General features: G+C 69.7%; 18 protein-coding genes. 9 read left to right on the forward strand and 9 right to left on the reverse strand.

Translation table 11 applies throughout. The features are described from left to right. Nucleotides 1-120 precede the first annotated feature (120 nt). From ABE438_RS06795 to phnD, 9 genes are all read right to left on the reverse strand, one after another. Nucleotides 121-1,965, reverse strand: coding sequence for an ABC transporter ATP-binding protein (locus ABE438_RS06795; RefSeq protein WP_346501778.1), 1,845 nt, complete (start codon nucleotides 1,963-1,965; stop codon nucleotides 121-123). Nucleotides 1,966-1,994: 29 nt separating this feature from the next. Continuing rightward, the gene (locus ABE438_RS06800) at nucleotides 1,995-3,755 is read right to left on the reverse strand and encodes an ABC transporter ATP-binding protein/permease (RefSeq protein ID WP_346501779.1); all 1,761 of its coding nucleotides are present in this window, start codon (nucleotides 3,753-3,755) and stop codon (nucleotides 1,995-1,997) included. Beyond that, nucleotides 3,752-4,618, reverse strand: coding sequence for a ChaN family lipoprotein (locus ABE438_RS06805; protein WP_346501780.1), 867 nt, complete (start codon nucleotides 4,616-4,618; stop codon nucleotides 3,752-3,754). Before ABE438_RS06805 ends, ABE438_RS06800 begins: the two co-directional genes overlap by 4 nt. A 12-nt stretch (nucleotides 4,619-4,630) precedes the next feature. Continuing rightward, the gene (locus ABE438_RS06810; protein ID WP_346501781.1) at nucleotides 4,631-5,377 is read right to left on the reverse strand and encodes a ChuX/HutX family heme-like substrate-binding protein; all 747 of its coding nucleotides are present in this window, start codon (nucleotides 5,375-5,377) and stop codon (nucleotides 4,631-4,633) included. Between the two features lie 102 nt (nucleotides 5,378-5,479). After that, complete coding sequence (locus ABE438_RS06815) at nucleotides 5,480-7,723, reverse strand: TonB-dependent hemoglobin/transferrin/lactoferrin family receptor (RefSeq protein WP_346501782.1); 2,244 nt, start codon at nucleotides 7,721-7,723, stop codon at nucleotides 5,480-5,482. 270 nt (nucleotides 7,724-7,993) lie between these two features. After that, a complete protein-coding gene (locus ABE438_RS06820) occupies nucleotides 7,994-9,940 on the reverse strand; it encodes a MacB family efflux pump subunit (RefSeq protein WP_346501783.1) in 1,947 nt (648 codons plus the stop codon). Nucleotides 9,941-9,943: 3 nt separating this feature from the next. After that, entirely contained in the window at nucleotides 9,944-11,149 is a 1,206-nt protein-coding gene (locus ABE438_RS06825) for an efflux RND transporter periplasmic adaptor subunit (RefSeq protein WP_346501784.1), read from the reverse strand. Continuing rightward, entirely contained in the window at nucleotides 11,146-12,600 is a 1,455-nt protein-coding gene (locus ABE438_RS06830) for an efflux transporter outer membrane subunit (RefSeq protein ID WP_346501785.1), read from the reverse strand. Before ABE438_RS06830 ends, ABE438_RS06825 begins: the two co-directional genes overlap by 4 nt. A 170-nt stretch (nucleotides 12,601-12,770) precedes the next feature. Then, complete coding sequence (phnD, locus tag ABE438_RS06835; protein WP_346501786.1) at nucleotides 12,771-13,811, reverse strand: phosphate/phosphite/phosphonate ABC transporter substrate-binding protein; 1,041 nt, start codon at nucleotides 13,809-13,811, stop codon at nucleotides 12,771-12,773. Between the two features lie 304 nt (nucleotides 13,812-14,115). On the opposite strand from phnD, the gene ABE438_RS06840 reads away from it, so the two are divergent. From ABE438_RS06840 to ABE438_RS06880, 9 genes are all read left to right on the forward strand, one after another. Continuing rightward, the gene (locus ABE438_RS06840) at nucleotides 14,116-15,048 is read left to right on the forward strand and encodes a sugar-binding transcriptional regulator (protein WP_346501787.1); all 933 of its coding nucleotides are present in this window, start codon (nucleotides 14,116-14,118) and stop codon (nucleotides 15,046-15,048) included. 176 nt (nucleotides 15,049-15,224) lie between these two features. Then, the gene (locus ABE438_RS06845; RefSeq protein WP_346501788.1) at nucleotides 15,225-16,247 is read left to right on the forward strand and encodes an ABC transporter substrate-binding protein; all 1,023 of its coding nucleotides are present in this window, start codon (nucleotides 15,225-15,227) and stop codon (nucleotides 16,245-16,247) included. A gap of 4 nt (nucleotides 16,248-16,251) precedes the next feature. Continuing rightward, nucleotides 16,252-17,916 carry an ABC transporter permease gene (locus ABE438_RS06850; protein ID WP_346501789.1) on the forward strand — a complete coding sequence of 555 codons (1,665 nt, stop codon included), beginning with the start codon at nucleotides 16,252-16,254 and terminating at the stop codon, nucleotides 17,914-17,916. 12 nt (nucleotides 17,917-17,928) lie between these two features. Then, nucleotides 17,929-19,026 carry an ABC transporter ATP-binding protein gene (locus ABE438_RS06855; RefSeq protein WP_346501790.1) on the forward strand — a complete coding sequence of 366 codons (1,098 nt, stop codon included), beginning with the start codon at nucleotides 17,929-17,931 and terminating at the stop codon, nucleotides 19,024-19,026. A gap of 14 nt (nucleotides 19,027-19,040) precedes the next feature. Then, entirely contained in the window at nucleotides 19,041-20,273 is a 1,233-nt protein-coding gene (locus ABE438_RS06860; protein WP_346501791.1) for a phosphopentomutase, read from the forward strand. A 128-nt stretch (nucleotides 20,274-20,401) separates the two neighbouring features. After that, complete coding sequence (locus ABE438_RS06865) at nucleotides 20,402-21,727, forward strand: NAD(P)H-dependent oxidoreductase (protein WP_346501792.1); 1,326 nt, start codon at nucleotides 20,402-20,404, stop codon at nucleotides 21,725-21,727. Between the two features lie 4 nt (nucleotides 21,728-21,731). After that, nucleotides 21,732-22,763, forward strand: coding sequence for a thiamine pyrophosphate-dependent dehydrogenase E1 component subunit alpha (locus ABE438_RS06870; RefSeq protein WP_346501793.1), 1,032 nt, complete (start codon nucleotides 21,732-21,734; stop codon nucleotides 22,761-22,763). Beyond that, the gene (locus ABE438_RS06875; protein WP_346501794.1) at nucleotides 22,763-23,761 is read left to right on the forward strand and encodes an alpha-ketoacid dehydrogenase subunit beta; all 999 of its coding nucleotides are present in this window, start codon (nucleotides 22,763-22,765) and stop codon (nucleotides 23,759-23,761) included. Before ABE438_RS06870 ends, ABE438_RS06875 begins: the two co-directional genes overlap by 1 nt. A gap of 2 nt (nucleotides 23,762-23,763) precedes the next feature. Further along, the coding region (locus ABE438_RS06880) for an E3 binding domain-containing protein (RefSeq protein WP_346501795.1) at nucleotides 23,764-24,395 on the forward strand (632 nt) is incomplete at its 3' end.

Here is a 24,395-nt window from a genome sequence, read left to right on the forward strand (position 1 = left end):
CCGGCTGCGGCGCGGGGCGGCTCTCCGGCCAGCCCAGCACGCCCGCCTTGCTAGCGCCCAACTGGTGGAGATTACGTTAGCGGAGCCCGCCCGATGCAGCCGGAATGCCCAGACGGCCGCTCAGCGGAAGCCGGCCGCCTGCAGCGTGAACAGCTCGGCATAGCGCCCGCCCTGCGCCATCAGCTCCTCATGGCTGCCGCTTTCGAGAATGCCGCCCTTGTCCAGCACGAGGATGCGGTCCGCCATCCGCACCGTCGAGAAGCGGTGCGAGATCAGCAGGACGGAGCGCCCCTCGGCGAGCTGGCGGAAGCGCGCGAACAGCTCGGCCTCGGCGCGGGCGTCGAGCGCCGCGGTCGGTTCGTCGAGGATCAGGATCTGCGCATCGCGGAAATAGGCGCGTGCCACGGCGATCTTCTGCCATTCTCCGCCCGAGAGCTCGACGCCCTGCGAGAAGCTGCGGCCCAGCATCTGCTCGTAGCCGTCGGGCAGGCCGGCGATCAGCGTGTCGGCGAGGCTGCGCCGGGCTGCCGCGACGATCCCCGCCCGGTCCGCCAGCGCCGCGACCCGCCCGATGCCGATATTCTCGGCCGCTGTCATGTTGTAGCGCGTGAAATCCTGGAAGATCGCGCCGACATGCGCGCGCAGCGCCGTCGGGTCCATCTCGCGCAGGTCGATGCCGTCGATGAGGATGCGGCCCTCGTCGGGATCGTGCAGGCGGGTGAGCAGCCTGACGATCGTGGTCTTGCCGGCGCCGTTCTCGCCGACCAGCGCCACCGTCCCGCCGGCCGGGATGGCGAAGTCGAGGTGGCGCAGCGCCCAGTCGTCCCGGCCCGGGTAGCGGAAGCCGACATTCTCGAACACCACGCCGCGCGCCAGAGGCTGCGGGAAGGGGCGCGGCGATACCGGGCTGGCGAGCAGCGGCTTGCGGTCGATGAAGCCGAAGAAATCGTCGAGGAACTGCGCCTGCGAGGCGAGCTGCGTCAGCCCGAGCACCTGCCCCTCCAGCAGCCCGTTGAGCCGCAGAAGGGCACCGGCGAGAAAGGTCAGGTCACCAATGCCGATCGCCCCGCTCGCCGCTCGCCAGGCGATCAGACCATAGGCGGCGTAATAGGCGAGCGAGCCCAGCGTGCCGGCGAGGCTGCTCCACAGGGCCCGGCGCAGCGCCAGCGCGCGCGTCCCGGCGATCAGCCCGGTTGCGACGGTGCGGAAGCGCTCGGCGAGATAGCCGCCGAGGCCGAAGAGCTTGACCTCCTTCGCCGTCTCGGCGGCGGAGCCGATCTGGCGCAGATATTCGAGGCGGCGACGCTCCGGCGTCTGCGCCACGCCGAGCGCATGGGTGCGGGCGTTGAAATGCGCCTCGCAGACGAGCGTCGGCCCGAGTGCGAGCGCCAGCAGCAGGATGAGCGCCGGCGCATAGGCGGCGATGCCGGCCAGCAGCGACAGAAGCGTCAGCGCGCCCTGCGCCTGCGTCAGCATCAGCGTCATGATCGTCGCGCCGCTCATGGTCTGGATGCGGGCGCGCATCAGCCGGTCCTGGCCGTCCGCCGTCTCGATCGCGGCGAGGTCGAGCGCGGCCGAATGGCCGATCAGCGCCAGGGCCATGGCAAGGTTCTGCCGCTCGCTCAGCAGCGTCTCGGCCAGCGTGCCGAAGCGCGTGCACAGGGCCGCGGCCACGGTCAGCAGGAACTCGGCCCCGACGAGCAGGGCCAGCCGGTCGAGGTCTCCGCTCGCAAGCCAGGCGCCGAAATCCGCGCCCGGCGCCGGCATGCCGTTCAGCCGCACGATCTCGTCCACGATCAGCTTGCCGACGGCGAGCACCAGCAGCGGCTGCAGCGCCCGCGCCAGCCGCAGCCCCGCCACCAGCAGGCAGAGCGGCCGGCTGGTGCGCCAGAGCGAGCGGAGCAGGCGGGGCAGATGCACCAGCGTGCGCAGGCGCGCGCGCCAGCCGGGCGGTGCCGCGCGCATGGACAGGACCGGGCGGGACGGTGCCCGGCTCATGCGGGCTGCACCAGCTGCGGCGCCGGGCAGAGCGCGCCTGTGGCCGCCGGTGCCGCCGGCGGGGCGGGCTCGAAGGCCCTTTCCGTTAGCCGGATGGTGCGGCAGGCCGCAAGCCCCTGCGGCTGGCGATGCGCGATCACCACGAAGGCAGCGTTCGGCAGGGCTTGCCGCAGCCCGGCGAGCAGCGTCGCCTCGGCCGCGACGTCGAGCGCGCTGGTCGCCTCGTCGAGCATGATCCAGTCCGGCCGGTGCAGATGAAGCCGGGCCAGAGCCAGCCGCTGCTTCTCGCCGCCGGAGAGCCCGTGTCGCGCCGTGATCCAGGCCTGCTCGTCCTCGCTCCAGAGATCGCCAAGGCCGACCGCCGCCAGCGCCGCCTGGTAGTCCTCGGCCGTGAAGCGCTCGGGCAGGGCCGGATAGGCCAGCGAGGTGGCGAGGCTGCCGAGCGGCAGATAGGGCTGCTGCGGCGCAAAGAAGATCGCGCCGTCAGGCCGCTCGATCCGGCCCTCGCCATGCGGCCAGAGCCCGGCGATCGCCTTGACCAGCGTGCTCTTGCCATGGCCGGAGGGCGCGACCAGCCAGCAGCATTCGCCCGGAGCCACGGTGATGCCGCCGACCGGCTCCAGCGGCCTGCCCTGCGGGGTGGCGAGCGCCAGCCCGTCGATACGCAGCCCCTGGCGGCCGAGCGCGATCATCGCGGGCGGCTCGGGCGCGCCGGCCGCCTCGGCGGCGGTGAGGAAGTGATCGAGACGCCCCGCCGCCGCCGCGAGCGTGACGAGATCGCGATAGGAGAAGATGAACCAGGACAGGGTCGTGACCACGTTCTGGAAGGCCGAACGGAGCTGCATCAGCCCGCCGAAGGTGATCCGGCCGGCGAGATAGGCCGGTAGCGCCAGGAAGATCGGAAGCGTCAGCACCGTCTGGAAATAGGGACGGGTGAAGAAGCCCTGGATCAGTTCGCGATCGGCGACACGGCGCCAGTTGCTCAGCGCGGCGCGCAGGCGCCCGTCGATCAGCCGGCGTTCCGCCGCCTCGCCGCTGGCCAGCGCCACCGGCTCGACATTCTCGCGCAGGCGCGAGAGGGCGAAGCGGAAGTCGGCCTCGCGATGCTGCTGCTGATAGTTGAGCGCGGTCAGCGGCCGACCGAGCCACTGCGTCACCACGCTGGCGAAGAACACGTAGATCGGCGCCGCCCAGACCATGTAGCGCGGCACCTCGACATCGATGCTGCCAAGGCTGAAGGCCAGCGGAAAGGTCGACAGCGACCAGAGCAGCATGGCGTAGGTGACGAGCGCCACGCAGCTGGTGATGAGATCATTGGCCTCGACGGTCAGCTTCTCGACGAAGATGCGGCAATCCTCGGCGATGCGCTGGTCGGGGTTGTCGAGGCCCTCGTCGACCCGCCCGCGCATGTGCCAATAGGCTTTGTTCGCCAGCCAGCGGTTCATCGCGGCTTCGGTGAGCGTGCGCCGCCAGCGGATCTGCAGGAGCTTGCGCAGATAGTTCGCGGTCAGGAAGATTGCGACGCTCAGCGCCGTCAGCATGAAGTAGATGCCGATCTGCCTGATGGCCTCCGGGGCATCGAGCTTCTGCAAGGCGTTGTAGAAGTCGGCATTCCAGGAGATCAGCCGCACGCCGATCCTGACCCCGATCAGCCCGAGCGCCAGAATCGCCAGGAACTGCACCACGCCGATCCAGCCGCCGGGACCGGCGATGCACAGGCGGGTCAGGCGATAGAGGCGGCGCAGCAGCTTGATCATGACGCGGCCTTGGGCTCCGGCTTGCGCAGCCGCGGCGCCGGCGGCTCGGGCGTGTCGAGCCGAAAGATCGCCTCGGCGAGGCCGGCGAGCCGATCGCGCTCATGGCTTTCCGCGGTCGTCGGCAGCAGCACCGCGAGGTCGCGCACCCCGAGGTCGGCGAGCTGGTAGGGCGTGCCGTGGCTGTATTCGAGATGGCCGCGGCCGATGATGCCGACGACTACCGCGTCCGGCCCCTGCGTCGCGAGATGGTCCGCGATCCGGCAGGCGAAGGCGCGGTCCCAGGTCTGCTGCGCCCGCACGAAGCGGTCGCTGTCGAAGCGCACCGGCGACTGGCGGCCCGAACCGCTCATCAGGCTCGCCAGATAGGCGCGGTAGGCGTCCGTCGCGGGCGCCGACGGCGTGACGCCATCGCGCTCCTCGACCGGGATCGCCTCCCAGCCGAGCTGCCCCACCCGCGTCACCAGCGGGCGATGGCAGTTCAGCGCCAGCATCTTGAGGTTCTGCTGCCGGCAGAAATGGAAGAGCGGCAGATAGAGCGCCGGATCGAAGCCCCAGACCTCGAACCATTCGCTGCGCGCTATGAAGGTCTCGGTGTCCATCTCGCCCGCCACCCAGGCGTCGAGCACCGGCTGGCAGCGCAGCGGGAACATTTCGAAGCCGATAGCGAGGTTCGGTCGCAGTGTGTGCAGCGCCACCGCGACATGCAGCTGCCAGCGATGGATCTCGGCGACGTCATGCGTCTCGCCGAGCAGCACGACGCGCCGCTCGGCGAGACGCGCCAGCAGGTCGCACCAGGCGATCGCGCCGCCGCTGGCCGGATCGAGCCAGGTCGCGCGCGGATGCGCGACTTGGCGGGAGGACACCGATTCCATGGCTCAGGCCGCGATGCCGGGCACGTCGGCGAAAGCCGCGGCCGGGCCGGCGAGCACCAGGCCAAGCGGCGCGCCCTCGGCGTCCTCGCCATGCAGCTCGACGCCGGCCGGCACCTCACGGCGCAGCCAGCGCGCTACCGCCCCGGCCTTGAGATGCAGGTGGAAGTCCGCCTCCATCAGGTTGACGAAGCCCATGGCGGGCTTCGCCTCGGGCAGCACGCCCTGCCAGAGCTGGTGCAGGTCGGGCCGGCGCAGCTCGACCGTCACCGGGGTGCCGGTGGCGCGGATCGCCGCGAAGCTGACCGCACCGAGATCGCCCTCGGGCACCTCGGGCTTCTCCCCGCCCGCCGACGGGGCCGGCTTCTCCTTCGGCTCCAGCGCCTCGCCCGGGCCGAACGGCGCCAGTGCCTGCTCGAACAGCTCCGGGCCGTCCAGCGCGATCAGGCTGTAGAGCGTCTCGCCGGCGGCGTCCTGGCATTCCAGCCGCGGCAGCGCCTTGTCGCGCATCTTGCTGGTGCGGTCGGCGACGAGGCCCGCGATCGCCGCTAGGTCGAGCCGGCTGTCATGGGCCTCGCCCGACAGCACGATCGCGCCGTCCTCGACCGCGACGCGCTCGACCGTGCCGATGCGCTCATGGGTGGCACCGCCGCCGCGGGCGCTCAGCATCACGCGGCCCATCGCCGGCAGGCTCGCCAGCACGTCCTCGGTCCTGGCGGTCAGGCGCTCGCGCGGATTGGGGGTCTCGGTCATCGTCTCGTACTCCATCGGAAAACGGGGAAGCGACGCCCCGGGGTCTCGCTCGGGGCGTCGCCGGAACGGCCGCCCGCGTGCGGGCGGCCGCGAAGGGCTCGCTCAGAAGTCGACCTGGGCGGAGATCTTGAAGGTGCGGCCGGGCGCGGCCTGCAATTCGAGCGGATTGCCGGCGGCGACGGCGACAGAGGGCGTCTTGGCGTAATCGAATACGTTCGCGAAATAGCGCGTGTTGAAGATGTTCTGGACGCCGGCGCGCAGCGTGAACTGCGAGGCGGGCTTCCAGTTCACATAGCCGTCGAAGACCGCATAGCCGGCAGGCTTGAAGACGTCCGGCGAACTCGCGCGGTTGACGCCGCCGGCGAGCGTGCTGATCACCTCGGCCTCGAGCCCGTATTCCGGCATCAGGTACTTCACCCCGAGAACGGCGGTGAAGGGCGCCATCGCGTTGTAGGCCGTCTTGGCCGCGCCCGCCGTGGCGCGCTGCTGGCCGTACTGGTAGCTCAGCGCGACATTGGCGACCCAGCGCTCATGGAACTTCCACTCCGCCGAGGCCTCGACGCCCGAGATCTCCAGCCGTGAGAGGTTGCGCGAGGTGTAGTCGTTGGTGCCCGGGATCTGCTGCAGCGACTGGATGAAGTCGCGATAACGCGAGTGGAACACGCCGACCGAGAACCAACCGTTCTCGAAGCGCCCGCGCAGGCCGGCCTCGTAGGAGCGCACGCTCTCCGGCTTCAGGTCCGGATTGGGGATGAGGTTCGAGGTCCCCATCGGCAGCGAGGTGTAGAGCTGCTGCGCCGTCGGCATCTTGAAGCCCTCGGCATAGCGGGCATAGAGCGAATAGGTCTCGTCGAGCTTGAACAGCGTGCCGACCTGCGGGATCAGCTTGTGCGAATCCAGCTCGCGCGGCGCCTTGCCGGGCACGACCACATAGCCCTGGCCGATGCGCGGATCGATGTTGTAGTTGGCGTGGCGGACACCGGGCGTGATGGTCCAGCGCCCGTCGAGCAGCTCGATCTCGTCCTGGATGAAGAAGTCGTAGCGCGTGGTGGTGGCGTTGGCGAAGTTGAAGCCGCCGGCGATCGTCGTGGTGGTCACGCCGGTCGCCAGATTGCGCACGTCGTCGCGCCGCTCATAGTCGGTGCGGGTGGTGTCGCCCTGGAAGCCATAGGTCAGGCGATGCATGCTCGGGCCGAGCCGGAAGCTCGACTTCGCCTGCACGTCGGCCTGCATGAAGTCCTCGGTATAGTCGAGCAGCCCGCGCGTGAAGCGCTGCTGGCCGTTCGCCAGCGTCTGAAAGCGGTTGCTGACGAAGACCCGACGCTGCGGCGAATACTGCACCTGCCAGCGCAGCGAATCGATGAAGCCCGCATTGATGTCCCAATCGTGCTCCAGCGAGACGCGCTTGCGCGACTTCACCTGGTTGCGCAGATAGGGACCGCTGCGGATGCCGCTGCTCACGACGTTGTAGTCGAAGAGCTGGTTCACGGTCTGGTCGTTGTAGAGATATTCGCCGGTCAGCTTGAAGGTGTGGTCGGTCGCCGGCTTGAAGACCAGCTTGCCGAACGCGTTCCAGACCGAGACGTCGAGCGGATTCGTCTTGTTGCAGGGCAGGAAGCGCGCGGTCGGCACCGGGCAGCCCCAGCGTCCGCCATCGGCGCGGGCGGCGCGGAACTCCGGCTCGCTCGCCGCGCGATGGCTCAAGCCGAAGATCGCCTCAAACTGCGGCGAGAAACGATAGGCCGCGATGCCGGACTTGGTGAAGCTGCGGTCGAGGCTGTCATAGCCGACGCTGGCGCGCGCGCCATAGGCCTTGCCGTCCTTGAGCAGGTCGGACGGGTCGAGCGTGCGATAGGCGACGATGCCGGCGAGCGCGTCGGCGCCCCAGAGCACCGAGCCCGGGCCGCGCACGATCTCGACATTCTTCATGAAGGGCAGGTCGACGAAGTCGCGCGTGCCGTCAGTGATGCGCTCGATCACGCGCGAGCCGTCGACCTGCATCTGGACGCGGTTGCCGCCGACGCCGCGGATGGTGAAGCCGCCGAAATTGCCGAACGGATCGGTGGAGGTGGTCTGGCGGTTGACGCTGACGCCCGGCTGGTAGCGCACCAGGTCCTGGGTGTCGCGCGTCATGCGCTCGTCGAGTTCCTGCCGCGAGATCACCGTGACGGTGCCCGGCACGTCGAGCGCCTGCTTCTCGCCGCGGGTCGCGGTCACGGTGATCTGGTCGAGCGGGATCGTTCCAGCCGGCGGCGCGTCCGCGTCCGCCCGTTGCGCCAGCGCCCCGCCGGCAAGGCAAGTCGACGACAGCAGCGCGACCGCCGCCAGATTGTAATTCTTCTTCATCTCAGCACCCCGATATCTTGTGAGCGCTGATAGGCGAGTCATGCGAGTCGAATCAACAGTATTTTAACTGACGATATTTTGATGAAATCTAATACCGATCCGCAGTTTTTCATAATTCTATATCAATATTTGGAACTGGAATAATAAATATAGGATCTTGAGCTATCCGTCATGCGGACAGGCAGCGCGCAAATGCCCGAAAACGCCCGGCAAGGGCGCATGGATCGCGGTTCTTAAGGGCGATGGGGCAGCAGCGGCGGCCGCGGCCGATCAGTCGCGCGAGAGCGCCGCCACCGGATCGAGCCGCGCCGCGTTGCGCGCCGGCAGGAAGCCGAAGGTCAGCCCGATCAGGGTCGAGCAGGCGAGCGCCACCGCGAAGGCCTCGCCCGAATAGACGAAGGTGATCGAGGCGCCGGCCGTCTTGAAGGCGGTGCCGATCCCCAGCGCCAGCCCGATGCCGAGCAGGCCGCCGAGGAAGCAGACCAAAGAGGCCTCGATCAGGAACTGCTGCAGGATGTCGCTGCGCCGCGCGCCCACCGCCATGCGCAGGCCGATCTCGCCGGTGCGCTCGACCACCGAGACCAGCATGATGTTCATCACCCCGATGCCGCCGACTAGCAGCGAGATCACCGCGATCGACGAGATCATCAGCGTCATCGTCTCGGTCGAGCTGGTCACGGCCTCGCGGATGGCGCCCTGGTTGAAGATGAAGAAGTCCTGGGTGCGGTGGCGATAGGTCAGAAGCTCGGTCACCGCCTCCTGCGCCGCGTCCATCGGCACCTCGTCGGCGACGCGCAGCGTGATGCTGCGCAGCGAGAGATCGCCGAGGAAACGGCCCTGCACCGCCGTATAGGGCAGGAAGAGCTGCGGATTCTGGCTGGAGCCGAAGCCGCCCTGTTGCGGCTGCATCACCCCGAGCACCCGGCAGGGCACGTTGCCGATCAGGATCACCGCGCCGATCGGGTTCTCGCCATTGGGAAAGAGCACGCTGCGGGCGTTCTCGTCGATGACCACGACCTGGGAGAGCCGGGCGACGTCGTCCTGCGTGAAGAAGGAGCCCTGCGCCAGGATGCTGCCGCGCACGTCGAAATAGGCGGCCGAGACGCCGTTCACCAGCGCATTGGCCTCGACATTGCCGAAGCGCACCGTGGCGCTGGTCGAGACGGTGGGCGTGACGGCGGCGGCATAGGGCTGGCCGGCCAGCGCCTCGGCGTCCTGCACCGTCAGAGTCCTGACCCTGTCGGCCCGGCGGTCGCCAAAGCCCGTGCCGGGGAAGATCTCCAGCGTGTTGGTGCCGAGGCCCGCAATGTTGGCGAGCACGCGCTGGCGGGCGCCCTCGCCCAGCGCCACGACGCTGACCACGGCGGCAATGCCGATGACGATGCCGAGCATGGTCAGCATGGTGCGCAGCTTGCGCGCAGCCATCGCCTTCAGCGCCATGCCGAAGGCCTCGCGCAGCCGGCCCAGACCGGAGGAGAGCCAGCCGCCAGGCTTCGGCAGCACCTCGCCCGGCGTCGCGGTGGAGCGCGGCGCCGTGCGCCGGTCGGAGACGATGCGGCCGTCGCTGATCTCGACGATGCGGTGGGCGCGGGCCGCCACCGACATGTCGTGGGTGACGAGCACGATGGTGTGCCCCTCGCGGTTCAGCTCCTCGATCAGCGCCAGCATGTCCTCGCCGCTGGCCTTGTCGAGCGCGCCCGTCGGCTCGTCGGCGAGCAGGATGCGCGCGCCGTTCATCAGCGCGCGGGCGATCGAGACGCGCTGCTGCTGGCCGCCCGACAGTTCGGAAGGCCGATGGCCGATGCGCGCGCCAAGCCCCAGCCGCTCCAGCAGGCGCGCGGCCCGGCCCCGCCGGGCCTCGACCTCGACGCCGGCATAGATGGCGGGCACCTCGACATTGGCGAGCGCCGAAAGCTCCGGCAGCAGATGGTAGCGCTGGAAGACGAAGCCGAAATATTCGCGCCTGAGCCGCGCCAGCTCGTCGGGATCGAGCGAGGCAGTCGGGCGCCCGTCGATCTCGTAGCTGCCGCCGGTCGGCCGGTCGAGGCAGCCGATGATGTTCATCAGCGTCGACTTGCCCGAGCCCGAGGCGCCGACGATCGCCACCATCTCGCCGGCCTCGATGACGAGGTCCGTGCCGTCGAGCGCGGTGACCGCGGCCTCGCCCGTGCCGAAATCCCGCCGGACGCCGGACAGCCGGATGAGCGGCGGCGCCATGCCTCAGAACCCGAAGGGCGACGAGCGCCTGCGCATCTGGCCGGCGGCGTTCGGCCCGCCGGTGGCGCGCGCCGTGACCACGCGCTCGCCCGCCTTCAGGCCCGAGGTGATCTCGGCCTGGATCTTGTTGTCGAGCCCGACCGTGACCTTGCGCGGCTGCGAGCCGCCGCTGCCGTCGACCACGTCGACGAAGCTTTCGCGCCCGCGCTTGCGTACCGCGGTCGAGGGCACCAGCACCGCGTCCTTGGCGCTGCCGACCACCACCGTGACCTGCGCGGTCATCGAGGTCAGCAGGTAGCCGTCCGGATTGGGCACCTCGAACAGCGCGTTGTAGTAGATCGCCGCGGTGGTCGAGCTGGTCGAGGAGGCTGCCGAGGAGCTGCTGGCGTTCTGGGTCTTGAGCGTGTCGGGCGCCGGCTCGACGAAGCGCACCTTGCCGGGGAAGCGCCGCTCCGGCGCGCCGAGCACGCTGAAATACACCTGCTGGCCGGGCTTCACCCGCAGCACGTCGGCTTCCGAGATCTTCGCCTTGACCGTCATCGAGGAGACGTCGCCCAGCACCACGATGGTCGGGGCCGACTGCACGGCGTTCACCGTCTGCCCTTCCTGGGTAACGATCGCCAGCACGGTGCCGGCGACCGGCGCGGTGATGCGGGTGTAGCCGAGATTGACGCGCGCGGTCTCGACCTTGATGCCGCCGGCGGCGATCTGCGCGTCGAGCGCGGCGATCTGCGCCTTGGCCGTGCGCACAGTCATCCGGGCGTTCTCGAAGGCGTCGCGCGAAACCGCGTTCTGGGCGACCATGCGCTCCTGCCGCTCCAGCACGGATTCGGCATAGGCCAGGCTGGCGCTGCGCTCCTCGCGCTGGGCCCGCAGCGCCGCGAGATCGGCTTCCGCCGAGCGCAGGGCATTCTGCAGGGTGACGCCGTCGATCTCGGCGATCAGGTCGCCGGCGGCGACGCTCTGGCCGAGTTCGACCTTGAGCGAGATCACCCGGCCGGACACCTGCGCGCCGACGCTGACCTGGCGGACCGGCTCCAGCGAGCCGCTGGCAAGCACGGCGTCCTCGATGTCGCCGGTCACCGCCGCGACGTTGGGCAGCGCCGCGCGCTGCACAGGTCCCACCTGCTGGCGCGCCTGCCAATAGGCGTAGCCGCCGGCCGCAGCGGCGAGCAGCAGGGCGGGCAGGAGCAGGCGGCGCAGCCTCATGGTCGCGACCTCCCCTCGGGCGTGATTCGCAGGCGCGGTCCGGTTTGGCCGTCGACCACTGCCGTTGTCGAGACGTCGACGGGTCGCAGCCAGCCGCCGCCGAGCGCCTTGTTGAGCGCGATGAAGCCGGTCGCGAGGGCGATCCGGCTCTGCAATACGGATTCTTCGGCCGAATAGAGCGTGCGCTGCGCGTCGAGCACGTCGAGGAAGCTGGCGCCGCCGGAGCCGTAGAGCGCCCGCGACAGCCGCGCCGCCTCGGCGGACGCACGCGCCACCTCGCCGAGCCGCGCCAGCCGCACCCGCTCCTGCCGCAGCGCGACCAGCCCATCCTCGACATCCTGCAAAGCGCCCAGAACCGCGAGGCGGAAGGCGCCGTCGCTCTGGTCGCGCCGGGCGCGCGCGGCGTCGACCGCCGCAGCCAGCTCGCCGCCATTGAAGATCGGCACCGAGAGCGTCGGCCCGAACGACCAGCCGATCGCGGAGTTGCGGGCGAGATCCCCGAGCTTCAGCGCCGAGGTCGAGATCGTGCCGGTGAGCGAGACCGAGGGATAGCGCGCCGCCTCGGCCTGGCCGATCCGCGCCGTCGCCTGGGCGAGCCGGCGCTCGGCCGCCCGCACATCCGGGCGCCGCAGCAGCACCTGCGCCGGAATGCCGGCGCGCGGCGGCGCCGGCGCGGCCGGAATGGCGCCACCTGCGCCGCCGAGCCCGGCCATCGCCGCGGGCGGCCGGCCGGTCAACACCGCGAGACGGTGCAGGCTCTGGGCGAGCGCGGCTTCCAGCGTCGGGATCTGCGCTTCGGTGCCGGCCGCCTGCGCGGTGGCACGGGCGGTGTCGATCGCCGAGACGTCGCCGGCCTGGAAGCGGGTGCGCGTCAGCGCCTCGGTCTCGCGCTGCAGCCGCGCGGTCCGCCGCGCCAGCGCGATGCGCGCCTGCAGGCCGCGCGCCTCGACATAGGTCGCGGCCACGTCGCCGACCAGCGTCAGCATCACGGTGTCGAGATCGTCGAAGGCGGCGTCGACGCCGTACTCCGCCGCCTCGACCGCCCGGTCGCGCGCCCCGAAGAGGTCGATCTCCCAGGAGGCGTCGAACCCGCCGCGGAAGCTGTTGCGGGTCACCTGCGCGGCCCGCGAGCGCGTGGCCGAGGCACCGCCGCCGACCTGCGGGAACAGCGCGCCGACCGCCTGGTCCTGGCTGGCGCGCGCCTCGCGGATCCGGGCCTTGGCCTGCGCCACGTCGAGATTGCCGGCGATGGCAGTCTCGATCAGCCGGTCGAGCGCGGGATCACGGAAGCTGCGCCACCATTCGCTCGGGCGCGTCGCGCGCGCCGCCTGACCCTCGCGCCAGCCCTCGGGCACGGCGACGGCGGGGGCGGCGTAGTCCGGGCCGACCGAGCAACCCGCCAGCAGGCAGGCCAGGGCGGCGCAGCGCAGACATGTCGCGATGAAAGCCAAGCAGCGCAGTCCGTCACGTTCCGACAGGCAGGGAAACGCCACCTTTGGCCCGCCGGCCGATGAGTCGTCAATCGGCGCCGGAGGAGGACAGCCCGGCCAGCCGGCAGCAAAACGCCCGCCGCATCGGTGCGGCGGGCGTGGAAGCGGACGCCTGTACGGGCGCGCCCTGCTTACTTCTTCTGGCCGGCCTTCTTGCGCTCCAGCGCCTCGAGCTCGCGCTTGGATTCGGCCTCGTAGCTGCGCTTGTTGAACGGCGTGCCGGACTTGTCGGCGACCTCGCGCACCACCGCCCACTTCTCCTTATAGGTCACAGGCACGTAGCGGTCCTCGCCGTTGAACTCCTTCTTCTCCTCCTCGCTGAAGCGGTAGCTGAAGAAGCACTCCCGGATCTTGGCCGAGAGCTCCGGCTTGAGATCATGCGCGTGGACATAACCGTTGGTCGGGAAGACTTCGCTCGTATAGAGCACGCGGAAATCCTCGCGCTTGATCGTGCCGCGCTGGACCATGCGCTCGAACACGTCGTCGGCGACGGCGGCCATGTCGTAGTCGCCATAGTTGACGCCGAGGATCGACTTGTCGTGCCCGCCCGACATCAGCGGCTTGTAGTCGCTCTCCGGCGTGAGGCCGAGCGGCGGGAACAGCACGCGCGGCGCCAGATTGCCCGAATTCGACGAAGGCGAGGTGTGCGCGACCTTCTTGTCCTTGAGGTCGGCCATGGTCTTGTAGGGGCTCGACGCCTTGACCAGCGCGATCAGCTTGTAGCCGCGCGGGCCGGCCTCGGAGCCGCCGGCGGCGAAGGGCACCGCACCGGCCATGTTGACGGCGAACGCGGTCGGACCGGTCGAGAAGCCGGCGATGTGCAGGCGGCCCGAGCGCATTGCCTCGATCTGCGCCGTGTTCGACTGCACCGAGAAATAGACCACGCGCTTGCCGATGCAGGCGGTGAGGTGGTTGACGAACGGCTTCAGCACGTTCGCATAGATCGCGGGATCCTCGATCGGGGTATAGGCGAAGACCAGCGTCGAGGGATCGCGCTGCTTGGCCGGATCGCTCGGCAGGTCGGCGACGAGGTCGTTGTTGGCGTCGCAATAGGCGTCGTCGAGTTGGCCGCGATTGGCGCAGGCCTCCTGCGCCGAGGCACCGCCGGCGGCGAACAGCAGCGCGAGCGCGGAGCCGATCGCGGCGGCGCGCACGAAACCCGGAACTCTCATCGTCTTCCTCCCATCGGCCGCGTTGGGCCTTCGATCTTTGCGGCCGCCCCTGCGCCGCTGCGGCGGGGCGGTCCTATGCCGGCGAACCTTTCGGCACATATGTTAGAACGTCAACAATTTTGTTCATGTCGCCCACGGCCTGCACGAACGCGCATCGGCAAATCGCGGCGGCGGCTATTGATTCCACGCCCGAGGCTTGGCATCCCGGCTTTCCACGATCGTTCCCCTTCCGTCATGGGACAGCCGGGCCCCGCCTTCCGGGCCCTACGGACGACCCCGAGCGCAGGACCGAGAGCCGCAGGCCATGTACAGCGAGACCGACCGGCTCAGGATTCGCGCGGCGTGGCTCTACCATGTCGAGGGGCTGACCCAGAACGAGGTCGCCGCCCGGCTCGGCATCAACCGCGTCATGGTCGTGCGCATCCTCGCCGACGCCCGCCGCCGCAACGAGGTCCGCGTCTCCATCGCCTCGCCGCTTGCCGAATTCGTCCGGCTCGAGCGCGAGGTCGAGGCGCGCTACGGCATCGCCCGCGTCATCCTCGCCCCGTTCGACGACCCCGAGGAGGATCCGGTCAAGGTCATCGCCGCCGCCGCCGGCACCTTCGTCTCCGGCATCATGCGGCCGGGCATGACGGTCGGCGTCGGCTGGGGCCGCACGCTCTACAACATGCTGCCCTTCATCAGCGGCAACACGCTGGAGGGCTTCCGCGTCGTCTCGCTGCTCGGCGGCATCGCTGCGGCAAGGCGCTTCAACCCGGCCGAATTCGCCTGGCAATTCGCCGAACTCTTCCAGGGCGAGGGCTTCCTGGTCCCGGCCCCGGCCGTGGTCGACGATCCCGAGACCAAGCACGCGCTGCTCGAACGCTGCGGCCTCGCCGCGATCTTCGAGATGGCGGAAGCGCTCGATGTCGCCCTGCTCTCGGTCGGCGGCATCTCGACCCTGACCACCAGCTTCCGCACCGGCTACATCAGCGAGGCCGACAGGCGCTCGCTGCTCGAGGCCGGCGCGGTCGGCGACGTGCTCTACAACTTCATCGACGAGGCCGGGAACGTCCTCGACCACGAGGTCAACAAGCGGGTGATCTCGGCCAATCTCACCAAGCTCAGGCGCACGCCCGAGCGCGTGCTGATCTCCGGCGGCCGCGAGAAGCTCGTCGCGCTCAAGGCCTCGATCGAGACGATCCGCCCGACCACGCTGATCACCGACGAGCAGACCGCGCGCTTCCTCGCCGCCTGAGCCCGCCGCGGGTCGCGACGCCCGCAGCGTCGCACGCACCCCTCCCGATCCCCGTTTCCAGCACCGGAAACCGCCGGTCGCGCGCCGTCGCGGGCGGCCGCGTTTTGCCGTTGACAGCCTCACAGCGATCGAACATTCTGCAATTAACAAATACAAATGTTCGAGGAGGAAGCCACATGACATTGACCCGCCGTCAATTTGCCGGCGGCGCGCTCGGCGCGTCGCTGCTGCCGTCCCTGCCCGCTTTCGCGCAGGGCAAGAAGCTCACCGCCTACATGGGTCCGCCCGAGCCGACCTGCGCCGCGCTCGCCAGGGAATTCGAGAAGAGCGCCGGCATCTCGACAACCTTCCTGCGCCTCTCGGCCGGCGAGGCGGTCAACCGCATCCGCGCCGAGCGCGCCCGCCCGCAGGCCAGCGTGCTCTACGGCATCGGCCTGCCCTCGATGATGACGCTGAAGAGCGAGGGGCTGCTCCAGCCCTACAAGCCGAAGGGCGTCGCCGACATCCCGGCGAAATATGTCGATCCGGAAGGCTACTGGACCGGCATCGACGTCGACTTCATCGGCATCGCCTCCAACAAGACCTTCCTCAAGGAGAAGGGCCTCAAGGCGCCGACCAGCTGGGAGGACCTGACCAAGCCCGAGTTCGCCGGGCAGATCTGCATCGGCAGCCCCGCCACCTCCGGCACCGGCTACATGTTCCTCGCCACGATCCTGCAGCTCATGGGCCAGGAGAAGGGCTGGGACTACATCAAGCGCTTCAACGCCAACGTCTCGCAGTACACCCGCTCCGGCATCGGCCCGACCCAGCTCGTCGGCCGCGGCGAGGTCGGCATCGGCATCCTGTTCGCCCACGACATCCTCGGCAGCATCCACAAAGGCTTCCCGCTGGAGATGACCCTGCCGACCGAGGGTACGGGCTACGACCTGTTCTGCGCCGTGATGCTCAAGGACGCACCGGAGCCCGAGGCGGCCAAGGCCTTCCTCGACTGGGCGGTGACGCCCGCCTCGCAGGAGACGCTGGCGGCGTCGGAGTATTTCGACATGCCGACCAACACCAAGGCCAAGGTCCACGATCTGGTGAAGCCCTTCGCCTCGGCCAAGCTGATCGACTTCGATTTCAACTGGGCCGGCAGCTCGGACACGCGCAAGACCATCATCGCGCGCTTCCAGAACGACATACTCGCCGGACGAAAGTGAACCGATGAGTGCCGTCGCGCCTGCGGGCCTGACGGAGCGCGCGCAGCGGCGGGACTGGACCCTCTACTGGGTCTACCCCGTCGCGGCCGCCTTCGTCCTGATCTTCACCGCCTATCCGATGCTCGACCTGCTGCTGCGGGCGTTCACGGTGGACGGGCGGGTCTCCTTCGCCCTGCTGTGGGACACCGTCGCGGATCCCTACAACCGCGCGGTGTTCTGGAACACGCTGCTGCTGGGGGCGACGGTCGCCGTCCTCGGCACCGTGCTCGCCACGCTCTACGCCTATGCGATCGCCCGCGTGGCGATCCCCGGCAAGCGCGTCTGGCACTTCTTCGCGCTGCTGCCGACGATCTCGCCGCCGATCCTGATGGCGCTCGGCCTGATCATGCTCTACGGGCGGCGCGGACTGATCACCCATGAGCTGCTCGGGCTGCAGACCACCGGGCTCTACGGCTTCACCGGCCTGGTGATCGCGCAGCTGATCTCCTACTTCCCCTTCGCCTACCTGCTGATGCTCAACCTGTTCCGCGGGCTCGACGCCTCGCTGGAAGAGGCGGCCTCGACCATGGGGGCGAATGGCTGGCGCGTGCTGCGTACCGTCAGCCTGCCGCTGCTGGTGCCCGGCCTGGCCGGCTCCATGCTGCTGATGTTCAGCTACTCCTTCGCCGATCTCGGCAACCCGCTGCTGCTCGGCGGCGACTTCCCGGTGCTGTCCTCGCAGATCTACCAGACCATCATCGGCATGTACGACATCCCGAAGGGAGCGGCGCTGGCGGTGCTGCTGCTGGTGCCGGCGCTGATGATGTTCTTCGCCCACAAGGCGTTGAGCGCACGCATGTCCTTCGCCTCGGTCGGCGCCAAGGGCTCGAGCCGGCATCGCGAGGTGCGCCATCGCGGCGTGCGCATCGCGGCACTGGCCTTCGTCGGCGGCATCACCCTGGTGATCTGCCTGCAATACGCCACCGTGCTCGCCGGCGCCTTCACCCAGCTCTTCGGCATCAATTACGGCTTCACCACCAAGCATCTGGTCGCCGCCATCACCAAGTCGCGCGGGGCGATCCTCGACACGCTGCTGCTCGGCCTGGTCGCGTCCTTCATCTCGGTGATGCTCGGCCTGCTGATCGCCTGGGTGGTGGCGCGCACCCGCGCCCGCGGCCAGTCGCTGCTCGACTTCACCGCCAACCTGCCGCTCGCCATCCCCGGCACCGTCATCGGCCTCGCCTTCGGGCTGGCCTTCAACGGCCCGCCGCTGATGCTGACCGGCACCGCCGCGATCATCGTCGCCGCCTTCGTCGTCCGTTCGCTGCCCTATGGCATCCGCTCGGGCGTGGCGGCGCTCAACCAGATCAACCGCACGCTCGACGAGGCCTCCACCACCATGGGCGCCACCTCGGGCCAGACGCTGTGGCGCATCCTGCTCCCCATCGTCCAGCCGGCCCTCCTGGCCGGGATGATCTTCTCGTTCACGCGCAGCGTTACCACGCTGAGCGCCGTCATCTTCGTGGTCTCGCCGCACTGGGCCCTCGTCACCCCGACCATCCTCTCCCAGATGGATCGCGGCGACGTCGGCGAGGCGGCCGCTCTCAGCGTCATCGTCGTGGTGATGGTGCTGGCGGTGATCCACGGCGTGCCGCGGCTGCTCGGCGGCGACTGGCGCGAAGCCCGCTGAGGGACAGCCGACATGCAACAGACACTCGCCAAGGCGCTCGCCATCCGCAACCTCGACAAGTCCTACTCGCTGGGCGGCGGCCGCCGCCTGCCGGTGGTGACCGACTTCAACCTCGATCTCGCCCCCGGCGAATTCGTCACGCTGCTCGGCCCGTCCGGCTGCGGCAAGACCACGGTGCTGCGCACGCTCGCCGGACTGGAGGACTTCGAATCCGGCGAGATCCTGCTGGATTCCCGCTCGATCGCCCGGCTGCCGGCGCATCACCGCCGCATCGGCCTGGTGTTCCAGAACTACGCGCTCTTCCCGCATATGAGCGTGTTCGAGAACGTCGCCTATTCGCTGCGGCTGCGCCGCGTCGCCGAGGAGACGGTGCGCAGCGAGGTCGCGACCGCGCTCGCCGCCGTCGGGCTCGAGGAGTACGGCCCGCGCATGCCGGGCCAGCTCTCGGGCGGCCAGCAGCAGCGCGTCGCCGTCGCCCGCGCGCTGGTGATGCACCCCGACCTGCTGCTCTTCGACGAGCCGCTCTCCAATCTCGACGCCAAGCTGCGCGTCCAGGTGCGCTCTGAGCTGCGCCGCCTGCAGCGCCGGCTCGGCACCACCGCGCTCTTCGTCACCCACGACCAGGACGAGGCGATGAGCCTGTCCGACCGCATCGCCGTGATGAAGAGCGGCCGGATCGAGCAGGTCGGCGCGCCGCAGGAGATCTATGCCCGCCCGGCGACGCTGTTCGTCGCGCAGTTCGTCGGCAAGGTGAACCCGCTGCCGGCGACCATCGTCGGCGAGGCCGACGGCAGCGCCCAGATCGAGCTGCTCGGCACGAGGCTGAATGCGCCGGCGCCGCGCGCCGGCCTGGAGCGCGATGTGCTCGCCCTGTTGCGGCCGGAGGCCGTGACGCTCGGCGCGCCCGAGAGCGGCCTGCCCGGCGAGGTCGAGGAGATCGAATATCTCGGCGACCTGACCGAATACCGCATCCGTCTCGGCGACACGGTGGTGACCTCGGTGCGCTCCGCCCTCGGCGACGCCTTCACGATCCGCGAGGGCGATCGCGTCGGCATCGGCTTCAAGGAGCAGACCATCCACCTGCTGCCGCGCAGCGGCGCCGCCGCCTGACCGGAAGGACGATCATGACCGACGCCAAGCCCCCCTTCGACCGGGTCATCATCCTTGTTCTCGACGCGCTCGGGATCGGCGCCCTGCCCGACGTCCATCTCGTGCGCCCCAACGATGTCGGCTCCAACACGCTCAAGCATGTGGTGCGCGATGCCGGCGGGCTCTCCCTGCCCAATCTGGAGCGGCTCGGCCTCGGCACGGTCGCGCCGGATTCCGGCCTGCGCGTCGAGCCCTCGCCGATCGCCGTCCACGGCGTCTTCAACCTCGGCTACAAGGGCGCCGACACCTATCTCGGCCACCAGGTCATCATGGGCTCGCGCGTGCCCGACGTGCCTGAGGAGCTGTTCGAGGCGGTGCGCGACGATGTCGCCGCCGCGCTGCGGGCCGCCGGCCACACGGTCGAGCCGGCGGGCGAGGGCCTGGCCGCCCTCTTCGTCGACGGCCGGATGATCTGCGGCGACAATCTCGAGAGCGACCCGCTGCAGACCTATCACTGCGTCGGCTCGATCGACGAGACGCCCTATGAGGACATCGTCGCGGTCGGCGAGATGCTGCGCTCGGTGGCGCGGGTCCGCCGCGTCGTGGCGATGGGCGGCTACGGCTTCAAGGCCGCCGACATCCGCCGCTGCACCGAGCGCCGCCCGACCGGCCAGTGCGGCGTCAACAATGTCGCGCTCGGCCTCTACACCAGCAACTATGTGGTGCGGCACCTGACGCGCGGCACCAAGCCCGCCGTGCAGATCCCCACCATCCTCAAGAAGGCGGGCTACGAGGTCGAGCTGATCGGCAAGGTCGCCGACGTGATCACCTGCGAGGGCGCCCACAAGGAGCCGCATGTGCTGACCCAGCCGGTGCTCGACGCGACCTATGCCTCGCTGGCCCGCGTCCGCTCCGGCCTGATCGCGATCAACATCCAGGAGACCGATCTCGCCGGCCATGACGAGAGCGCCGCGCGCTACGCCGCCTGCCTGCGTCTCGCCGACGAGGGCATCGGCCGGATCATGGCGATGATGAGCCCGCGCGACCTGCTGATCGTCACCGGCGACCACGGCAACGACCCGACCATCGGCCATGACAAGCACACCCGCGAGTTCACGCCGCTGCTGGCCTGGACACCGGGGATCGTGCCGAAGGGCGTGTTCATGCGCGACAGCCTCTCCGATATCGCAGCCACCGTCGCCGAGGTCTTCGGCGTGGGCGCGACCGAGATCGGCACCAGCTTCCTCGACGACATCGTCCGCGCCTGACGGCTGCGGCGGGCCGGCAGGCCCGCCACTCGCGGGCGAGACGCGACTTGCCAGAACATTTGTAATCTATAGAAGCAAAAGTGCAGATCCGGATCGCTCGGCGACGGGTCGCGCGCATGGAGGACTTCATGGGCATCAATGTCGCGCCGACCGGACTGGCGCGTGATCTTCTGGCGCGTGCCGATACCGGCCGCCCCGTCCGAATCGGGCTGATCGGCTCGGGCGAGATGGGCACCGATATCGTCACCCGCGTCGCCCACATGCCGGGCATCAGCATCGGCGCGATCTGCGATCTCGACCCGGCTGCGGCGCGCAAGGCGGTCGACATCGCCTATGGCGAGCAGGGCCATCATCACGAGGCCGGCCGCCTCTCCGATCTCAACGCCGCCATGGAGGCCGGCAAGATCGCGATCACCGGCGATGCCGGGCTCGTCCTGTCGAGCGGGCTGATCGACGTCGTCATCGACGCGACCGGCGTGCCGGCGGTCGGCGCCGAGATCGGCCTTTCGGCGATGGAGCACGGCAAGCACCTAGTGATGATGAACGTCGAGGCCGACGTCACCATCGGCGCCTATCTCAAGAGCGAGGCCGACCGGCTCGGCGTCACCTATTCGCTCGGCGCCGGCGACGAGCCCTCCTCCTGCATGGAGCTGATCGAGTTCGTCTCGGCCATGGGCCATCCGATCGTGGCGGCCGGCAAGGGCAAGAACAACCCGCTCAACGTCGACGCGGTGCCGGACGACTACGCCGAGGAGGCGGCGCGCCGGCACATGAACGTGCGCATGCTGGTCGAGTTCGTCGACGGCTCGAAGACCATGGTCGAGATGGCGGCGATCGCCAACGCCACCGGGCTGGTGCCCGACAAGCCGGGGATGCACGGCCCGGCCGCGACGCTCGACCAGCTCTCCTCAACCCTGGTGCCGCAGAAGGATGGCGGCGTGCTCTCGCGCGTCGGCGTCGTCGACTACTCGATCGGCAAGGGCGTGGCGCCGGGCGTCTTCGTCGTCGCCGACATGTCGCATCCGCGGATCTCGGAGCGCATGGAGGACCTGAAGATGGGCAAGGGGCCCTACTTCACCTTCCACCGCCCCTATCACCTGACCTCGCTGGAAGTGCCGCTGACCTGCGCCCGCGTCGTGCTCTACGGCAAGCCCGACATGGTGCCGCTGGCGCGCCCCGTCGCCGAGGTCTGCGCCGTCGCCAAGAAGGACCTGAAGCCGGGCGACCGGCTCGACGCCATCGGCGAGTACTGCTACCGCGCCTGGATCATGACGGCCGGCGAGGCACGCGACGCCTCTGCCATTCCTTGCGGCCTGTTGCAGGCCGGCACCGTCACCGCCCCGATCCGCAAGGGCGAGCTCATCACCTACGCCAATGCCTCCGTCGTGCCCGGCTCGAAGATCGCCGCGCTGCGGGCGAGGCAGGACGCGCTCATCCTCGGCAAGGGAGCCTGACATCATGGCCGCTCCGGCAGTCGCCGCCGCGACGCAAGACACCACCAACCTGCCCTTCCTCTACCGGCACTATCCGCGCGAGGCGCTGCTCGACGCGCTGCGCCGAATGCACCTGATCCGCCAGTTCGAGGAAGGCGCCGAAGAGAGCTACATGCGCGGGCTGATCCACGGCACCATGCATCTCTCCATCGGCCAGGAGGCCAGCGCCGTCGGCATCTGCCTGCCGCTGACGCGCGAGGACCAGATCACCTCGACCCATCGCGGCCACGGCCACTGCATCGCCAAGGGCGCCGAGGTGAAGCGCATGTTCGCCGAGTTCTTCGGCAAGACCACCGGATATTGCGGCGGCCGCGGCGGCTCGATGCACATCGCCGACGTCTCGACCGGCAATCTCGGCGCCAACGGCATCGTCGGCGGCGGCATCCCGATCGCGGTCGGCGCCGCCCTGACCGCCAAGCGCCTGCGCACCGGCAAGGTCGCAGTCTCGTTCTTCGGCGACGGCGCCAACAATGAGGGCGCCTTCCACGAAGCGCTCAACATGGCCTCCGTCTGGACGCTGCCCGTGGTCTTTGTCTGCGAGAACAACGGCTACGGCATGTCGACCTCGACCGCCCGCTCGACCGCCGTGCCCAACATCGCCGACCGCGCCGCCGCCTATGGCATGCCCGGCGTCATCGTCGACGGCAACGACCTCTCGGCGGTGGCGGAAGCCTCGCACATCGCGGTGGAGCGCGCCCGTCGCGGCGAGGGCCCCAGCCTGATCGAGTGCAAGACCTATCGCTATCGCGGCCACTCCAAGAGCGACCGCAACCGCTACCGCACCAAGGACGAGATCGACGACTGGATGGCCAATCGCGACCCGATCGCCCGTTACGAGGCGCAGCTCGCGGAGTTCGGCATCGCCACCGACGCGGAGATCGCGGCGGTGCGCGAGGCCGTGCGCGCCGAGATCGCCGCCGGCATCGAGTTCGCCAAGGAAAGCCCGGCGCCGGCGACAGCCGATCTCGCCCTCGACGTCTACACGGAGCGGAACTGATGGACACCGCGGTCAGGGAACTGAGCTATTCGCAGGCGATCCAGGAGGCGATGGCGATCGCGCTTGAGGCCGACGAGCGCGTCGTGCTGATGGGCGAGGATATCGGCGTCTATGGCGGCGCCTTCCAGGTCACCGGCGACCTGATCGAGCGCTTCGGGCCGGAGCGGGTCATGGACACGCCGATTTCGGAGCTCGGCGGCGCCGGCGTCGCGGTCGGCGCGGCGGTCACCGGCCTGCGCCCGATCTTCGAGTTCCAGTTCTCGGATTTCGCCACGCTCGCCATGGAGCAGATCGTCAACCAGGCGGCCAAGATGCGCTACATGCTCGGCGGCGCCGTCTCGGTGCCGCTGGTGATGCGCTTCCCCGCAGGCTCCGGCACCGGTGCCGCGGCCCAGCACAGCCAGAGCCTGGAAGCCTGGCTCGGCCATGTGCCGGGGCTGAAGGTGCTGCAGCCCGCGACGCCCTATGACGCCAAGGGCATGCTGCTCGCCGCCGTCGCCGATCCCGACCCGGTGATGATCTTCGAGCACAAGCTGCTCTACAAGATGAAGGGCCCGGTGCCGGAGGGGCACTACACGGTGCCGATCGGCAAGGCGGAGATCCGCCGCGAGGGCAGCGACCTCACCATCGTCGCCACCTCGATCATGGTGCACAAGGCGCTCGAGGCGGCCCAGACACTGGCCGGCGAGGGCATCGACATCGAGGTCGTCGACCTGCGCAGCATCCGCCCGCTCGACCGCGACACCCTGGTCGCCAGCGTGCGCAAGACCTCGCGCCTGCTCTGCGTCTACGAGGGCGTGAAGACGCTCGGAATCGGCGCCGAGATCAGCGCCACCATCGCCGAGAGCGAGGCCTTCGACTATCTCGACGCGCCGATCGTGCGCCTCGGCGGGGCGGAGACGCCGATCCCCTACAATCCCGATCTCGAAAAGGCCGCCGTGCCGCAGGTGCCGGATATCGTCGCCGCCGCGCGCGACCTCGTCCGCGGGGTGCGCTGACCATGCCGGTCGAGGTCATTCTCCCCAAGGTCGACATGGACATGGCGACCGGCCGCATCTCGGCCTGGTATGTCGAGGCCGGCGCCACCGTCTCGAAGGGCGACGTGCTCTTCGAGATCGAGACCGACAAGGCGGCGATGGAGATCGACGCCCCGGCGAGCGGCGTCCTGCGCGACGTCACCGGGCAGGTCGGCGTCGACATCCCGGTCGGCGCCGCCGTCGCCTGGATCTACGAGCCGGGCGAGGCCGAGGCCAGCGCGCCTGCATCCGGCGCGCCCGCAGCCGAGGCGTCGTCGCCCGCCGCCCCGGCGCCCGCGATCATCGCGGAGGCCGCACCCGCCACCCAGCCCGAACCCGGCGCGGAACCGAAGCCCGCGGCCTGCTGCGCTCCCGCGCAGGGCGCGGGTGTGCGCGCCTCGCCGCTGGCGCGTCGCCTGGCGAAGGAAGCCGGGATCGATCTCGGTGCGGTTCAGGGTTCTGGTCCGCATGGCCGGATCGTCGAGAAGGACATCGCGGCGGCGAAGGCCGGTGGTGGAGCCAAGACCGCGAACGCATCTGTCTCCCAGACAAGCGCACCTTCTGCGCCGATGCCGGCCGCCGCGCCGCTCGCCACCGGCCAGTCGGACGAGCAGGT

This window comes from Allobosea sp. TWI1241 (assembly GCF_039673065.1).
In the GTDB taxonomy this organism is placed as follows: Bacteria; Pseudomonadota; Alphaproteobacteria; order Rhizobiales; family Beijerinckiaceae; genus Allobosea.

What these genes read in the sequence shown, in the direction of transcription:
- ABE438_RS06795 (WP_346501778.1), bottom strand. Translation starts at nt 1,965, where the DNA reads ATGCGCGCGGCACCGCCCGGCTGGCGCGCGCGCCTGCGCACGCTGGTG.
- ABE438_RS06800 (WP_346501779.1), bottom strand. Translation starts at nt 3,755, where the DNA reads ATGATCAAGCTGCTGCGCCGCCTCTATCGCCTGACCCGCCTGTGCATC.
- ABE438_RS06810 (WP_346501781.1), bottom strand. Translation starts at nt 5,377, where the DNA reads ATGACCGAGACCCCCAATCCGCGCGAGCGCCTGACCGCCAGGACCGAG.
- ABE438_RS06815 (WP_346501782.1), bottom strand. Translation starts at nt 7,723, where the DNA reads ATGAAGAAGAATTACAATCTGGCGGCGGTCGCGCTGCTGTCGTCGACT.
- ABE438_RS06820 (WP_346501783.1), bottom strand. Translation starts at nt 9,940, where the DNA reads ATGGCGCCGCCGCTCATCCGGCTGTCCGGCGTCCGGCGGGATTTCGGC.
- ABE438_RS06825 (WP_346501784.1), bottom strand. Translation starts at nt 11,149, where the DNA reads ATGAGGCTGCGCCGCCTGCTCCTGCCCGCCCTGCTGCTCGCCGCTGCG.
- phnD (WP_346501786.1), bottom strand. Translation starts at nt 13,811, where the DNA reads ATGAGAGTTCCGGGTTTCGTGCGCGCCGCCGCGATCGGCTCCGCGCTC.
- ABE438_RS06840 (WP_346501787.1), top strand. Translation starts at nt 14,116, where the DNA reads ATGTACAGCGAGACCGACCGGCTCAGGATTCGCGCGGCGTGGCTCTAC.
- ABE438_RS06845 (WP_346501788.1), top strand. Translation starts at nt 15,225, where the DNA reads ATGACATTGACCCGCCGTCAATTTGCCGGCGGCGCGCTCGGCGCGTCG.
- ABE438_RS06850 (WP_346501789.1), top strand. Translation starts at nt 16,252, where the DNA reads ATGAGTGCCGTCGCGCCTGCGGGCCTGACGGAGCGCGCGCAGCGGCGG.
- ABE438_RS06855 (WP_346501790.1), top strand. Translation starts at nt 17,929, where the DNA reads ATGCAACAGACACTCGCCAAGGCGCTCGCCATCCGCAACCTCGACAAG.
- ABE438_RS06860 (WP_346501791.1), top strand. Translation starts at nt 19,041, where the DNA reads ATGACCGACGCCAAGCCCCCCTTCGACCGGGTCATCATCCTTGTTCTC.
- ABE438_RS06865 (WP_346501792.1), top strand. Translation starts at nt 20,402, where the DNA reads ATGGGCATCAATGTCGCGCCGACCGGACTGGCGCGTGATCTTCTGGCG.
- ABE438_RS06870 (WP_346501793.1), top strand. Translation starts at nt 21,732, where the DNA reads ATGGCCGCTCCGGCAGTCGCCGCCGCGACGCAAGACACCACCAACCTG.
- ABE438_RS06875 (WP_346501794.1), top strand. Translation starts at nt 22,763, where the DNA reads ATGGACACCGCGGTCAGGGAACTGAGCTATTCGCAGGCGATCCAGGAG.